Origin of the sequence: Rubellimicrobium roseum (genome assembly GCF_006152145.1) — a bacterium.
In the GTDB taxonomy this organism is placed as follows: domain Bacteria; phylum Pseudomonadota; class Alphaproteobacteria; order Rhodobacterales; family Rhodobacteraceae; genus Rubellimicrobium; species Rubellimicrobium roseum.
On the sequence record NZ_VDFV01000015.1, the window covers coordinates 1 to 14,321 of the forward strand.

At 67.2% G+C, this 14,321-nt stretch carries 10 protein-coding genes and 1 pseudogene; 6 read left to right on the top strand and 5 right to left on the bottom strand.

All coding sequences use genetic code 11. The annotated features are described in order from the left end of the window. Positions 1 to 1,447: 1,447 nt before the first annotated feature. Complete coding sequence (locus tag FHG71_RS11890) at positions 1,448 to 2,587, bottom strand: aminotransferase class V-fold PLP-dependent enzyme (RefSeq protein ID WP_139081904.1); 1,140 nt, start codon at positions 2,585 to 2,587, stop codon at positions 1,448 to 1,450. 277 nt (positions 2,588 to 2,864) lie between these two features. On the opposite strand from FHG71_RS11890, the gene yghU reads away from it, so the two are divergent. Together yghU and FHG71_RS11900 are read left to right on the top strand one after the other, a co-directional pair. Continuing rightward, on the top strand, positions 2,865 to 3,758 hold the full coding sequence (gene yghU / locus FHG71_RS11895; protein ID WP_139081905.1) for a glutathione-dependent disulfide-bond oxidoreductase: 894 nt from the start codon (positions 2,865 to 2,867) through the stop codon (positions 3,756 to 3,758). 153 nt (positions 3,759 to 3,911) lie between these two features. Next, complete coding sequence (locus FHG71_RS11900; RefSeq protein ID WP_139081906.1) at positions 3,912 to 4,697, top strand: SDR family oxidoreductase; 786 nt, start codon at positions 3,912 to 3,914, stop codon at positions 4,695 to 4,697. Between the two features lie 101 nt (positions 4,698 to 4,798). Here FHG71_RS11900 and FHG71_RS11905 read toward each other — a convergent pair. Beyond that, positions 4,799 to 4,942, bottom strand: a pseudogene (locus FHG71_RS11905) (integrase core domain-containing protein); the annotation flags it as partial. Between the two features lie 522 nt (positions 4,943 to 5,464). Next, positions 5,465 to 6,088, bottom strand: coding sequence for a TetR/AcrR family transcriptional regulator (locus FHG71_RS11910; protein WP_139081908.1), 624 nt, complete (start codon positions 6,086 to 6,088; stop codon positions 5,465 to 5,467). A gap of 192 nt (positions 6,089 to 6,280) precedes the next feature. On the opposite strand from FHG71_RS11910, the gene FHG71_RS11915 reads away from it, so the two are divergent. The 3 genes from FHG71_RS11915 to FHG71_RS11925 all read left to right on the top strand — a co-directional run bounded on the left by FHG71_RS11915 (position 6,281) and on the right by FHG71_RS11925 (position 10,216). Then, positions 6,281 to 7,228 (top strand): homocysteine S-methyltransferase family protein, encoded by a 948-nt coding sequence (locus tag FHG71_RS11915; RefSeq protein ID WP_139081909.1) that lies wholly within the window; start codon positions 6,281 to 6,283, stop codon positions 7,226 to 7,228. 97 nt (positions 7,229 to 7,325) lie between these two features. Then, positions 7,326 to 8,153 (top strand): alpha/beta fold hydrolase, encoded by an 828-nt coding sequence (locus FHG71_RS11920; RefSeq protein WP_139081910.1) that lies wholly within the window; start codon positions 7,326 to 7,328, stop codon positions 8,151 to 8,153. 311 nt (positions 8,154 to 8,464) lie between these two features. Then, complete coding sequence (locus FHG71_RS11925; RefSeq protein WP_139081911.1) at positions 8,465 to 10,216, top strand: tetratricopeptide repeat protein; 1,752 nt, start codon at positions 8,465 to 8,467, stop codon at positions 10,214 to 10,216. Positions 10,217 to 10,331: 115 nt separating this feature from the next. Here FHG71_RS11925 and FHG71_RS11930 read toward each other — a convergent pair whose 3' ends face one another. Further along, a complete protein-coding gene (locus tag FHG71_RS11930) occupies positions 10,332 to 11,423 on the bottom strand; it encodes a class I SAM-dependent methyltransferase (RefSeq protein WP_139081912.1) in 1,092 nt (363 codons plus the stop codon). A gap of 146 nt (positions 11,424 to 11,569) precedes the next feature. On the opposite strand from FHG71_RS11930, the gene FHG71_RS11935 reads away from it, so the two are divergent. Next, positions 11,570 to 12,640 carry a GlxA family transcriptional regulator gene (locus tag FHG71_RS11935; RefSeq protein ID WP_139081913.1) on the top strand — a complete coding sequence of 357 codons (1,071 nt, stop codon included), beginning with the start codon at positions 11,570 to 11,572 and terminating at the stop codon, positions 12,638 to 12,640. A 287-nt stretch (positions 12,641 to 12,927) separates the two neighbouring features. Here the strand turns inward: FHG71_RS11935 and FHG71_RS11940 are convergent, their stop codons facing one another. Then, the gene (locus FHG71_RS11940) at positions 12,928 to 14,073 is read right to left on the bottom strand and encodes a YncE family protein (protein ID WP_139081914.1); all 1,146 of its coding nucleotides are present in this window, start codon (positions 14,071 to 14,073) and stop codon (positions 12,928 to 12,930) included. Positions 14,074 to 14,321: the final 248 nt, after the last annotated feature.

Genomic DNA, 14,321 nt, shown 5'->3' on the forward strand with positions numbered 1-14,321 from the left:
CGTGAAGGCGCACCGTTCGGCGCCGAGCACGAAAGGGGGACCCGGCCGGAGGCGGTCGGCATCTCGCGGGGAGAGTGGACACAACCGCGCCGACCTTGTTCCTACGGCAACCCCGCCGGACTGCTCGCGTCGTCCAGGCCGGTTTATCCAAGGCTTGGGCGGTCCGTAGATAGGCTAGATCGGCAGGAAAGAACGACTCGATGGCCAGTTCGGAGAGGCCGACGTCGAGTGCGGTGCCGAACACGGTGGTGGTCAAGATGAGGCGCAGCGGCCGCGCTTGGGCGTCGGTGGCCAACTCCAGCGGCATGGCAAGCCTACCCTCGAGGGCAGGCCTGGCCGGGGGCGGGCGTGGGGCGGCAACGGGCAACCCAGAAGTTTGCCCAGACGCGCCGATAGTGCCGCGTAGGGACGGTCTCGTTCTGCCGGGTCCGCCAGGCGAGAAGTTGGTCGCACCAGTTGCGGATGCATGGCGCCAAGCCGTCGGCATACAGGTTGATCCGCAGCATATTGGCCGCGGGGCCGAGAAGGGGCAGCGCTACCCCAACGAGCAGGTGCGCCAGGCCCTCGTCGGCGGCAACCAGGGTCCAGGGCCGGTTCTGGTCTAGGGCCAGTTCACCACGAGCGCCGGATTAGGAGCATGGCCCTTGGGACGGCATCGACCAAGCGCTGGGAGGCAGCGAGGTCGAGCTGGCTGAAGTGCCTTCGGCGGCGAGGCCGGATCAGCGCTCCGAAGCTGGGCGGGTCTTCGGTCATTCCAACAATCTGCGCCGGGCACCGCCGCATGACTCTGACCTTCAAGGTGATCGCCTGACGTCCGACCTCGCTCCACCGTCGGACCGCGGCGGTCCCAAGGAGACCTGCGCAACCAAGAAGACCCGAGATGACTAAGCTCTTCGCACCATCCGATCTCCGCCTGGACGGGCCTGCCCACCTACTAACGAGCGTGATCCTTGCTGCCTTGGCTCTAACCCTCTGCTCGCTGACAGACCTCACACTGGTCCTTCTCCGCGCTGCGGGCCTGCTGCTGACGATGGGAGCCTGCATCCTCGCCGTGGCCGTACGCCCTACGAGCCCGGCCTAAGGCGTGGCCCTCACCTTGCCCCTAGCTCCGCTTGGGTCGCGACCAACGTCGCCCCGCCGCTCCTGGGCTTGATCCAGCCCAACGCCTTGGGCTGAGGGCTCTTTCTCGGTCGGACCGCCGCACTGGCAAGTTTGGCGGGGCTGGATCAGGCGCACCGGTCCGACCACTGAAGTTGTATGTCACAGGCGTGACGACCAGAAGCCTGTCACAGAAGTACACCGCCTGTGCGCCTCAACGATGCTTCTCGCTGACAGTCCGCACGGTGCTTGTCGAGGAGATCTCTCAGTGGGATCCCGCATAGGGCCGCGCCGTGTGCAGAGGCCGATCATCGAGCAATAGCGGCACGACGGGCCGTTGGCCGTATTCCTACCCGAACACCCGATCGGCCACCACGCGAAACCGTTCGACCGTGCCTTCGACGTCGCGGAGCTTGTCAAGTCCGAACAGGCCCACGCGGAAGCTGCGGAAGCTTTCGGGCTCGTCCACCTGGAGCGGCACACCCGCGGCGATCTGCATGCCTTCTGCGGCGAAGCGGCGGCCCGACTGCACCTCGGGATCGTCGGTGAAGCAGACGACGACGCTGGGCGCCTCCCAGCCCGGCGCGGCGACTGACACACAGCCCTTCTGCTTCAGCATGTCCCGGACCGCGCGGCCAAGCTCCCATTGCGCCACCTTGGCCCGTTCGAGGCCGAAGGCGCGCGTCTCGTCCATCATGTCGCGGAACTGGCGCAACGAGTCGGTGGGCAACGTGGCGTGGTAGGCGTGCCCGCCCGCCTCGTAGGCAGACATGATCGAGGTCCACTTCTTGAGGTCCAGCGCAAAGCTGTTGGACGTGGTGACCTCCAGCCGTGCCCTGGCGCGCTCGGACATCATCACGAGACCCGCCGCCGGGGTCGAGGACCAGCCCTTCTGCGGGGCCGAGATTAGCACGTCCACCCCGGTCGACCTCATGTCCACCCAGACGCACCCGGAGGCCACGCAGTCGAGGACCATCAGCGCGCCCACCTCGTGCGCTGCTTCCGCCAGCGCCCGGATGTAGTCGTCCGATAGGATGAGGCCTGACGAAGTCTCGACGTGGGGAGCGAAGACGGCGTCGGGCCGGGCCTCGCGAATCGCGGCCGTAACCTCCTCGATGGGCGCAGGGGCATAGCGAGACGGGGCTGCGTCGCCCTGCGAGCGGGCCTTGAAGATGGTGGTCCGGGCCGCAAAGCCACCCGCCTCGAAGATCTGCGTCCAACGATAGGAGAACCAGCCGTTGCGCACGACCAACGCGTGGGCCCCAGACCCGAACTGGCGCGCGACGGCCTCCATGGCATAGGTGCCCCCGCCCGGGATCACCGCTACCGCCTCTGCGCCATAGACCTCCTTCAGGCCGGCCGAGATGTCCCGCATCACGCCTTGGAAGAGCTTTGACATGTGGTTCAGGGAGCGGTCGGTGAAGACGACCGAGAACTCCAGGAGGCCATCGGGGTCAACTGGGGTCTGGCGGGACTGTGCGCCGTCCATCGGCTTGTCTCCTTTCTTCGTTTGAAGGAAGCCTAGGCCACCGCCTGTCTGCCGGAAAGGGGAGCGTCCACCGGTTTCCCACCATCCAAGGTCAGGCCGGCAAATTCGCCGTTGCTTGGCGTTAAGGCCGTCATGAGCCATGCTTTGAGCCCCGCGGCACCAGGCCGAGCCGTCCCTGCCGCAGCTGAACCGATCGGGCGTGGCATCCTCGTCGTTGCCTCAGCCCAGGTTGCCCTAGATCCCTCACCACTCGGACCAGCGAGGTTGGGCGCCCCACATGAACGGCTCGGACACTTATACCCCACCGAAGGTCTGGGCATGGGACCAGGAGAACGGCGGCGAGTTCGCCCGGATCAACCGCCCGGTCGCCGGGGCCACGCATGACAAGGAACTGCCTGTCGGACGGCACCCCATCCAGCTTTACTCCCTAGCCACCCCAAACGGGGTGAAGGTCACCGTGATGCTGGAGGAGCTGCTCGCGATGGGTCATTCAGGGGCCGAGTACGACTCCTGGCCGATCCGAATCAACGAGGGCGACCAGTTCGGCAGCGGCTTCGTGGCCATCAACCCGAACTCCAAGATTCCGGCGATGGTGGACCGCAGCGCTCGCACGCCGATCCGGGTGTTCGAGTCCGGCTCCATCCTGATCTACCTGGCCGAGAAGTTCGGGGCCTTCCTGCCGACCGACCCGGCGGAACGAGCCGAATGCCTGTCCTGGCTGTTTTGGCAGGTCGGCAGCGCCCCGTATCTTGGGGGCGGGTTCGGCCATTTCTATGCCTATGCCCCGGCCAAGTTCCGCTACCCCATCGACCGCTTCACGATGGAAGTGAAGCGCCAGCTGGACGTTCTGGACCGCCGGCTGGCCGGGCAGGGGTTCGTGGCGGGCCGCGACTACACTATCGCCGACATGGCCATCTGGCCGTGGTACGGGCAGCTCGTGCTAGGCCGGCTCTACAACGCGGCCGAGTTCCTGGACGTCGGGTCCTACGAGCATGTCAGCCGATGGGCGCAAATCATCGATGCGAGACCGGCCGTGCGGCGCGGGCGCATGGTGAACAACACGTTCGGCGAACCCGCGATGCAGTTGCACGAGCGGCACGACGCCAGCGACTTCGAAAGTAGGACACAGGACAAGGTCGGGCAGCGGGGCGGCACGTCGTCGTCGGATTAGCAAGCGGCGGCCAGTCTGCCTTCATGACGGAGCTCTGGTTTCTCCACAGCCTCCCTTCGTGAAGCTGCAACCTGGCCGGGCTTTCAGCGCGACAGGGGCGCCTCGCGACGAGCGAACCTGTTCGTCGACACGATCAACCATCTGGAGGGACGTATGGAGTTCGAAGGCAAGGTCGCCCTGATCACCGGAGGCAGCTCCGGGATCGGCCGCGCGACGGTTCTGCGCCTGGCCGCTGGAGGGTGTGTGGTCGGCGTCCTGGGACATGGTCGGGACAAGGTCGAGCGAGTGGTGTCGGAGGTTCGTCAAGCGGGCGGTCGGGCGCTCCCGCTTGTGGCGGATGTGACCTCTGCCGAGGAGGTGCAAGCCGCGTTCGAGGGTCTTGTGGGCGAGTTCGGTCGGCTCGACTACCTGTTCGCTAACGCGGGCATCAACGGCGTCTGGGCCCCCATCGACGAGATCACGCCAGAGGAATGGGATCGCACGATCGCCACGAACCTGCGCGGAACCTATCTCACGCTCCACTATGGCGTGCCGCACCTCAAGCGTGCAGGCGGCGGGGCGGTGGTCATCACGGCCTCGGTGAACGGGACACGCATCTTTTCGAATGCGGGCGCCACCGCCTACAGCGCCACCAAGGCCGCGCAGGTCGCAATGACGCAGATGCTTGCGCTGGAGTTGGCGAAGTTCCGCATCCGAGTGAACGTCGTCTGCCCGGGCGCCGTCGAAACCGCAATCGACCAGAGCACGACCAAGCGCCATGAGGAACTGGCCGGTGAGCCCGTCGAGTACCCGGAAGGCGAGATCCCCTTGACGGACGGCGATCCCGGCACGGCGGAGGAGGTGGCGGAGCTGGTGGCCTTCCTGCTTTCGGACCGCGCACGTCACATCTCTGGGACACCGGTCTGGATCGACGGTGCCGAGTCGCTGCTGGTGGGTTGAGTTCAGGAAGCGCGCTGCCCGGCGCAAGATGGCGGAGGCAGGCAGAACTCCGGCAGTTCTCAGCTGGTGAGACAGTGTGGCGGGCCACCCTTATCCACGCGGTTCAGGGGTTCGTTTCGGAGCTTGGAGGCGAAGCTTTCGACAGGTCCGTTCTCCCAAGGATGACCTGGCTCAATGCAGACGGTCTTGGACCCGGCTGCCGCAGTCCAGTCCTGCACGGCTTGGGTCACGAAATCCGGGCCAGATGGCCTCAGCTCCCGGCATCGAGAAAGGCCCCGGCCTCCGAGCCCGGCCCGCCGGGTCATGGTGCAGGCGACATTCCCGACAACCGCATGTGAGCTTGGGCGTGACCGCAAGGCGCGCTTTGTCCGATCGGGCTCCGACCTGCGATCTGCAGCGCGATGGGATATCGTCCATACGGTGTTGATCTAGCTGTTGCGGCAAAGCTCCTCACATGAGCCGTTCGTGAAGCACCAGAAAATGTGATGGTTGCCGCCCTGCTTGGATGGCGTCGCGAGATGCCAAGATCGCGGTGTTCAGCGCCGCAAGGAGAGAGGACGTCAGATAAAGATACGAAGTTGAAATGGATCTGGCCAGGAACGTGTTCCAGTTCCACGACGCCAGAATGAGAGGACATCGGAAGTTCCGCTTGAAGGTGCCCGGCCGCAGTTCCGGCCGCTCGTGGCGAACCAGCCGCCCGCCATGATGGCCTGTAGAAGTGCGAGTTGCTGGGTGAGGGTCGAGGAAAACAAGCCGCTCCTTGGCCGTTACTGAATCCTCGGACTGAACAGGAGCTTGATGAAGGTCCGGAACAGGAGCACCTGCTGCGCGGTCACGGTCGGTTGGCGCAGGGCTCTCGAGAGCACAATGCCTCCTTCGACCACCCCGTTGACCATGTCGGCGAGCCCGTCGAAGTCGACCGGCTCACGCGGAGGGTAAACCGCGGCAATGTCATCGATCATGCTGCGGAAGCGCGTCCGCCAGGACAGGACAGCCTTGCGGTTCATCTCCCGCACGCCGGCATCGAAGAGGCGATCTTGGTAGACGGCGGTGGCGACGATGCAGCCCGGATGACCATTGGGCATATCCTCGAGAAGCTCGGCCATGAACTTCAGGGCAATGAGCGCCACCTGGAGGGGATCGTCCGAGAGGTCATGCGCTCGGGACATGACACCGTCGAGAAGCTTGTTCTCATGGGCGAGGTAACGCTCGATGAGCGCACGTGCCAACGCGTTCTTGTCCGGAAAGTGGTAGAAGAACCCGCCCTTGGTGATTTCCACCGCGGCAACGATCTCCTCGATCGAGGTCGCGTCGAAGCCTTTGGCAAGAACCGCCTCATGGGCGACGTCGAGGATCCGGGTGCGCGTGTCCTGAGGCTTCGTGACGGCCATGGGCTGCCTCCACTGTACCGGCGGTGCAGTTGTGCGGGCCACAACGCCCCGGCCGAGGTCGTTCCGGGAGTATAGGCCTTCGACAAACCAAACGAATTTCTGGCGCTCTCTACTATACCGCAAGTTCTCTGGAGAGAGAATGCCATGTTGAGGCATCTGAAGGCCATTCGAGCATTTCGAAAGGACCTGCATATGACCCGCATTGAACGCCTCCTGTCCACCGCACGGCCTTGGTTGGCCGATGGCGGCCTTGAGACATCGCTGATCTATCATGACGGCCTCGACCTGCCGTCCTTTGCTGCCTTCGTGCTTTACGGGAGTGACGGGGGCCGCGCGGCGCTTCGGCGCTACTTCGAACGCTACATCGATGTGGCACAGGCGCATGGAACCGGCTTCGTGCTCGACACCGCGACCTGGCGGGCCGGTACGCGCTGGGGCCGGGCGCTGGGTTACGACGAGGCGGCGATCCGCTCGATCAATGCCGAGGCTATTCAGTTTGCGGAAGAGCTGCGGCGCCAGCACGAGACGGAGGCCACACCCATCGTGATCAACGGCATCGTCGGACCTTCGGGGGACGGCTACGTCGTGGGCGCAGAGCTTCCGGCAGCCGAGGCCGAGGCGCTGCACCGGGCGCAAGTCGGGGCCTTGGCGGAGGCCGGCGCCGACCTCATAACCGCCACGACGATGAACCATGCCGGCGAGGCCATCGGCATCGTGCGCGCAGCCAAGGCCGCCGGCGTGCCCGTCGCGGTGTCCTTCACCGTCGAGACGGACGGCTGCCTCCCTTCGGGGCAGTCCCTGGCCGAGGCGATCGGGGACACCATGGACGCGACGGACGGCGCGCCGGTCTACTTCATGGTCAACTGCGCCCATCCGAGCCATTTCGCGGATGTGCTGCGGGGCGACTGGGTCCGGCACGTGAGCGGCGTGCGCGCCAACGCCTCGCGGATGAGCCATGCGGAGCTCGACGCGGCCACGGAGCTCGACGCGGGCGACCCGGAGGAGTTCGGACAGCTCAGCGCAGCTTTCCGACACGTCTTGCCGAACCTGCGCCTGCTGGGTGGCTGCTGCGGCTCGGACCACCGGCACATCGGCTGCACGGCCCGACACATCGGTGCTTCGGCTCACGTGGCGGCCTGACCGCATCGAGTCCACGGCTCTGGGCAGGACCGAGCCTTCGGTCCTGGCCGACCGGCTTTGCCGGCCGCTCGTCCTTTTCTGATTGCATGAGATTGACATGACCCAAATCCTTCGAGCCCATGACGTCGATCTGGGCAACGGCATCACGCTTCCCGTGAGGGAGCAGGGCGATCCCAATGGTCCGCCGCTGATCCTCCTGCACGGCAACACCGACAGCTGGCGCAGCTTCGAGCCGGTCCTGCCGTTCCTTCCGGCCCGGCTGCGCGCCATCGCCATCACGATGCGCGGACACGGGGATGCCACGAAGCCCCCCACGGGCTACGCGCCGGCCGACTTCGCGGCGGACGTCGTGGCCCTGCTCGATGCGCTCGGCCTGCCAAGGGCGGTGATCTGCGGGCACTCCTTCGGGGGCCTCGTCGCGCAGATGGTCGCTCTCGGTCATCCCGAGCGGGCCGAGGGCCTCGTGCTCGCCGGCGCCTTTCCCGGCATGGAGGGCAACCCCGCCATCCAGGACTTCTGGGACGGCACGATCGTCCATCTGGGCGACGAGCTCGACCTGGACTTCGCCCGCGAGTTCCAGGCGGGCTGCGTGGCGCAGTCGCCGGCCCCGCCCATCGTCGAGATGGCCGCACGGGAGAGCGTCCGGACGCCAGGATGGGTGTTTCGCGAGTCCGTCCATAGGGCGATGGCGCTCGACCTCCGGCCCGAGTTGTCCCGCATCCGTGTGCCGACCCTGCTGATCTGGGGCGGACAGGACGGCTTCGTCTCCCGTGACGACCAGGAGGACCTGCGGCGCGGCATCCCCGGCGCCCGGCTGCTCGCCTACGAGGAGGCCGGCCATGCCGTCCACTGGGAGGAGCCCGAGCGTTTCGCACGCGACCTTACAGACTTCGTGGACCGTCTGCGTTCCCGACGCGCCGCCTAGGCCGGGGCTCCGGTCATCCTTTCCGCCCCGCCCGCGGATGGCGGGAGCGCAACCCATCATTGTATCAACCCAAGGTTGTACAATTATGGCAATCACTTTTTCGCCTCGCTCGTCCACCGCCAAGCCATTCTTTAGGATCTGACCGGCGGTCCAAGGCATCTCGGCAATCATCCCCTGCAGGACATCGGACGGAGGCCCGATCAGCTCCGCCGTCATCGGCCCGCTTCTCGGGCCACCGAAGGCCGCTGACAATCGGGCTGCCGGTTCTCGCTCCTTTCGACCATCCACTTTTACTACAAAGGATCATTTCCATGCTTCGCCTTCCCCTTCGCGCCCTGTTCCTGTCGTCGGCGCTTGTCACTCCCGCTGTCGCCCACGAGGGCGAGCGCCACGAGACGGCCCCTCCACGTACCGAGCTCTTTGCGCCAGGAGTGCAGCATGTCGCCGCCGGATCGGCATCCCCGTCAGAAGTCCAAGCCTCCACTTCGACCGTCCCGCTTGGCGGGGCCGTGCTCGTTTCGGGCCTCGGCGACTACGACCTTGATATTGAAGCCCCCGCCGACCCCGCCGCGAGCCTCTGGTTCGACCAAGGCTTGGGCCATCTCTGGGGCTTCAACCATGCCGAGGCCGTGCGCGCCTTCCACCGTGCCCAGGAGATCGACCCGGGCTGCGCTCTCTGCTTCTGGGCCGAAGCACATGCTCTCGGGCCCAACATCAACGATGGGATGCATCCGGAGGCCGAGGCACGCGCCTGGGAAGCCGCGAACCGCGCGGCCGATCTCGCCGCGACGCCGCTCGAGCGGGCGCTGACGGAGGCGCTCCTGGCCCGCTATGCGGAACCCGGCAGCGGTGACCGCGCTGCCCTGAACCAAGCCTATGCAGAGGCCATGTCCGGGGCCGCCGCGCAGTTCCCGGGCAACGCCGACGTCCAGGCTTTCGCCGCGGATGCCTGGATGGTGGTGCGGCCCTGGGACTACTGGGAGGCCGGAGGCGAGACCCCCAACGAGGTGGGCGCGACGGTTCTCGCACATCTGGAGGCGGCCCTTGCCCTCGCACCCGACCACCCGGGGGCGCTGCACCTCTACATTCATGCCGTGGAGGCCTCAGCCGATCCTGCCCAGGGCGAGGATGAGGCCGACCGGCTCGCGGCGCTCGATCTCGCGGCGGGGCACCTCGCGCATATGCCCTCGCACATCTACAACCGGATCGGCCGCTACGCCGACGCGATCGCCGTGAACGAGGCCGCCATCGCCGCCGACGAGGCGTTCCTGGCGCGGTCCGGCGGCGAGGTCAGTCAACTCTACCGCTACGGCTACGTCCCCCACAACGTCCACTTCCTCCTCGTGGCCGCGCAGTCGGCCGGCGCGGCGGAGCCGGCGGTGGCGGCGGCCGATCGGCTGGCCGCCATCACGTCGGACGAGGTCTCGGCCGATCTGGCTTGGGTGCAGGCGATCCGTACCGCGCCGTTCACCGTGCACGCGCAGATGAGCGACGCAGCCACCATCCTCGCGCTTCCCGATCCCGGGCCCGAGTTCCCGCTGCTCCGGGGCTTCCGGCACTATGCGCGCGGTCTGGCCTTCGTTCGCGAGGGCGACCTCGGGGCCGCGCGGAGCGAGTGCGCCGCCATCGAGGCGATGATCGCGAAGGCCGACTTCGCGGACCTCGAGGCCCAGTACATGCCCGCGCGCGACCTCCTCGGGATCGCGAGCCGCATCGTCGCGGCAAGGGTGGCCGAGGCGGAGGGCGATGGCGAGGCCGCGGTGGTTCTCCTTGAGGAAGCCGTCGCGATCGAGGTCACGATCCCCTACATGGAGCCCCCCTACTGGTACGCCCCCGTTCACCGCACGCTCGGCGCGGTCCTGCTCGGGCAGGGGCGGGCGGCCGAGGCGCGGGACGCATTCCAGGCCGCTCTGGCCCGGGCGCCGCGCGATGCCTGGACATTCTGGGGTCTCTGGCAGGCGGAAGAGCTGATGGGCGAGGGCTCCCGGACCGACCAGGCCCGTCAGGCCTTCCACGAAGCCTGGCTGGGCGGGCCGGAGCGGCCCACCGCCGATCGGCTCTGAGCCGGAGCGGGGCAGACGACAGGCGGCGGCTTCTGGATCGCTCCAGTCCCCCGGCCCCAGCGGGCGCCGCGCGATGGCGCGGCGCCCGTCGGACTTTCATGGCCGACCGATACGATCAGGGTCGTGCTACGAAGTAGGCGTTGAATGGGTCGTGCGGCAGCCGCGTCACGGTGACATTGGCGAAGCCTGCCCTTTCCAGCATCTCGGTCGCCGTCTCCATGCCCCACATGGCGCCCAGGCCCTGACCGCCTTGGCCCAGCGACACGGGCGTGCAGTGCATGGTGGACATCATGTAGAGGAATGGCGCGATCGGGTGGGCGAGGTTGTTCTCGAGCCGACTCGATGCTCCGAACTCCACCATCAGAAACACTCCACCGGGGCGGAGCGCCTTGTGAGCGGACCGGAGCACCGCCTGAGGATCGGCTTGGTCATGGATCGCATCGAACGCGAACAGGACGTCGAACTCGCCGTCCAACCCCCGAGACAGGTCCTGGGACCGGAAGGCGAGGTTCCGCAGCCCCTTGCTCCACGCTGCCGCCTCGGCCGGAGCGAAGGCCGCCTCGCACAGATCGATCCCGCTGAAGCGGCTCCGGGGAAAGCGTTCGGCCAGCAGGAGAAGCGCCCGGCCGGCGCCGCAGCCCAAGTCCGCCACGTCGATGCCGGCCTCCAGCCGGTCGGTCAGCCCATCGACGAGGGGCAGGATCGATCCCACAAGCGGCATCACCGTGGTCTGGTAACTGACCTCGCCCATGACCTCGTGGAAGCGGCCGTAATGGTGGTAGTGCATGCCCTCCCCATCATGGAAGCGGGCAAGGATCTCCTCTTCCAGCGCGCTGACCACGCTGGGGAACTGCATGGTGGCGGCCAGGTTCTTGACCGAGCCCTCGCGGGTCAGGAAGGCCGCGTGCTCGCGCGGGAGGGTGTAAGTTCCTGCGACAGGGTCGTAGGTCACGACGCGCGCGGCGACCATCACGCCCAGCCATTCGCGCACATAGCGCTCGGCCAGCTTCGCGCGGCGGGCCAACTCGACCGAGGTGCAGGGCGAGGCGGCGGCCATTTCGTCGAAGAGCCATGTCCGGTGACCGATGGAGGCCATCAGCGCCAGGGCCGCGCCGTTCAGCGCCGTCAGCATCTGGCCCGCGAAGGCCTTGGCCTTGGCTTCGTCGAAGGCGGTTTGCCGCGCGAGACTTGGTTCATGATGCGTCATGTCAATCTCCTTGGGATCAATCCGAATGGGGTCCGGGAGCCGCCGATCTGGCGCGAGCCGGATGGCCGGGGAGCTACCGGCAGGACGGCTCATGTGATAGGTTCGGATCCGATGGAAACGGGCCGGATCGGAACGGAGCCGCCGCCATGGCCGAGGCGCGTCCGCTGAGAACGGTGGTCGTCGGAGCGCCAGAGGTCGGCGCCGCCGGAACCATGGCGCTGCTGGACGTGCTCTCCTCTGTCGGACGGAGCTGGGAGGTGCTCCACGGGCGGCCCCCGCAGCCGCCGGTCTTCGCCCCCAGGCTCCTTACCCTAGATGGTCAGGCGCTGACCTTGCGCAATGGGCTCGCTCTCACGCCGCACGGACGGCTGGACGGGACGCCCGCGCCCGACCTCGTCATCGTGCCCGAGCTCCTCGTCAGCCCCCTGGCGCCCTTGCCTGCGCATTATGCTCCTGTCGCGGACTGGCTGCGCGGGGCTCATGCCTCGGGTGCGCTCGTCACCTCCGTCTGCTCGGGCGTGCTTCTTCTGGCAGAGGCGGGCCTGTTGGATGGGGAGGAGGCCACGTCGCATTGGGCGTTCTGCGACGTGATCGCCCGCCGTTTCCCGAAGGTGCGGCTGCGCAAGGAGCGCATCCTCGTGCCCACCGGGCCGGGCCACCGCATCGTCACCGCAGGCGGCGCCTCCTCGTGGTACGATCTCCTCCTTTATCTCATCGCCCGCTTCGCCGGATCTGACCGGGCGCGGCAGGCGGCCAAGGTGTTCCTCATCGAGGCGCATGCCGAGGGCCAACTCCCCTTCGCCGGACTCACGGCTAGGCGCCAGCACGAGGACCGGCTCGTCGCCGAGGCCCAGCTCTGGCTGGCGGACGGCTACGTGACCGCAAACCCCGTCCGGGAGATGGTGGCCCGCAGCGGGCTGACTGAGCGCGGGTTCCATGCCCGCTTCAAGCGCGCCACGGGGCTTGCGCCCATGGACTACGTACAGGTCCTGCGGATCGAGGAGGCCAAGCATCTGCTGGAGACCACCGACCTGCCTGTGGACGAGGTCGCCGAGGCGGTGGGCTACCAAGAGCCCGCGAGCTTCCGCCGCCTGTTCCGCCGCGCGGTGGGCGTCACCGCCTCGGCCTACCGTCGGCGCAACCTCCTGCCGGCGGTGGTGTCAGCGGAGCCTGCGGCGGACCTGGAGGCCAAGAGCCGCGCCCCCCGAACTCGCTAGTGCGGTAGCAGAAGCGCGACGGTGGTCGGATGTGGTCCCCGATCCAGGGCGGGCCGGGCTGATCAGCATCCGGAAGACCGTTGTTTTGAAGCATACGCTCGTCGAAGGGAAGCCACATGGAGACCAGCCAATGGCTGGCCCAGTGCAGCCCACGAGATCCGGAGACGCCGTGTAGGCAGGTCGAAGCTGAAAGGCATGACATCCTGTGGTTCCATCCTGCGCGCGAATGCTGGGGAAGGACGGCGTCGAACTCCGCGCCGAAGCCGTCCTTGGAGGGATCAGGCTCGTCAGTGCGTATGGGCGCGGGGGTCGTCGGGCATGCCCTCGATCATGTTCACGGTGAAGCCCGCTTCCTTGAAGGTGTCGATGCTGCCGACGGACTCCATGGCCGCGAGGTCCACCACGGTGATCGAACCGTCGTTAAGCCCATCGATGTTCATGAGCCCGTTCTGGACGAACGCGAGCGCCCCGTCCGCCGAGAAGGTCATGTGGTGCGCCCCCGGAGCGGTGCCCACGGCCCCGAGGTGCCGGGGGTTGCGAGGGTCCGAGATGTCGAAAGCGTTCACGTGGCCGGGGGCGGCGGTGGTCACATAGGCCCTGGCGTTCTCCTCGTCGAAGTAGACCTCGAGCGCCATGCCCTGCCCGAGAGCCGTGAAGTCGAAGCCCTGCCGGAACGCGAAGGCCTCCGCCCCTGGGTCCCACTCGGCGATCCAAAGGTCGCCCTGGGGGATGTTGGTGACATAGGCCACCGGCGGCTCGGCATGCGGCACAAAGAAGATCTCCACCGGCCCCGAGGGCGCCTCGGCCCCCGCCGCCCGGGTGGAGTGGACGGCAACCACCTCGCCTGTCTGGAGGTCGAGCTCGGTGACGCTGTCGCCGTACTCGCCCATCACGGCCGGGTTCGCGGTGCTCGTCACGAGGATGCGCCCGAGGTCCTCGCGGACCGTGATGCCGTGGGGCCAGGGCTCGGGCAGGTCCCAGACCTCCTCCACCTCGTCCGTGGCGAGGTCGCCGACGATGACCTTGGAACTGCCCATGCAGGTGAGGAACCAGCGACCCGTGGCAGGCGAGAAGGCGACATCCTCGCCCACGACGCAGTCGGGAACGGCGATCTCGGTCCGTCGGTAGGGCTGGGCCGTCATGTCGAAGACATGGAGCACCGGCGAGCCCAGCGAGGTCACATAGGCGCGGGTCCGGTCGGGGTTGTAGAAGATGTGGTGTCCCACCGTTCCAGTGGGCAGCGGATACTCGACCAGGACCTCGCCGAAGTCGGGCGAGGCGGGATCGATGTCGAGCACCGCCATGCCCTCCCGGCGGGGCTCGGTGGTCATGCCCTTGGTCTCGAAGAGAACAAGGGCGGTCTGCTCGGCCATGGCGGCGCCTGCCAATGCCAAGGTCGCCGCGCTGGCGAGAAGGGTCGTTCGGAATGTCATGATCGTATCTCCGTAGGGAACGGGTCGTTCCGCGCGCGATTTGCTGCCAAGGCCGACCATGACGTCCTGCTAGGCGACCAGCCTGCTCCTGCCGAGGTTCGGATCGGCCAGAACCGGGCCGTTTCGGCCGACACCGTCGCAGAAGGCGAAGATGCGGTCCTTCGGATAGAGAGATCTGGGGCCAGGCAACAACAATGCGGGGTTGTGGCCGATACGGCCCGGAGCTGGCCGATGCGGCTCTGACGGCA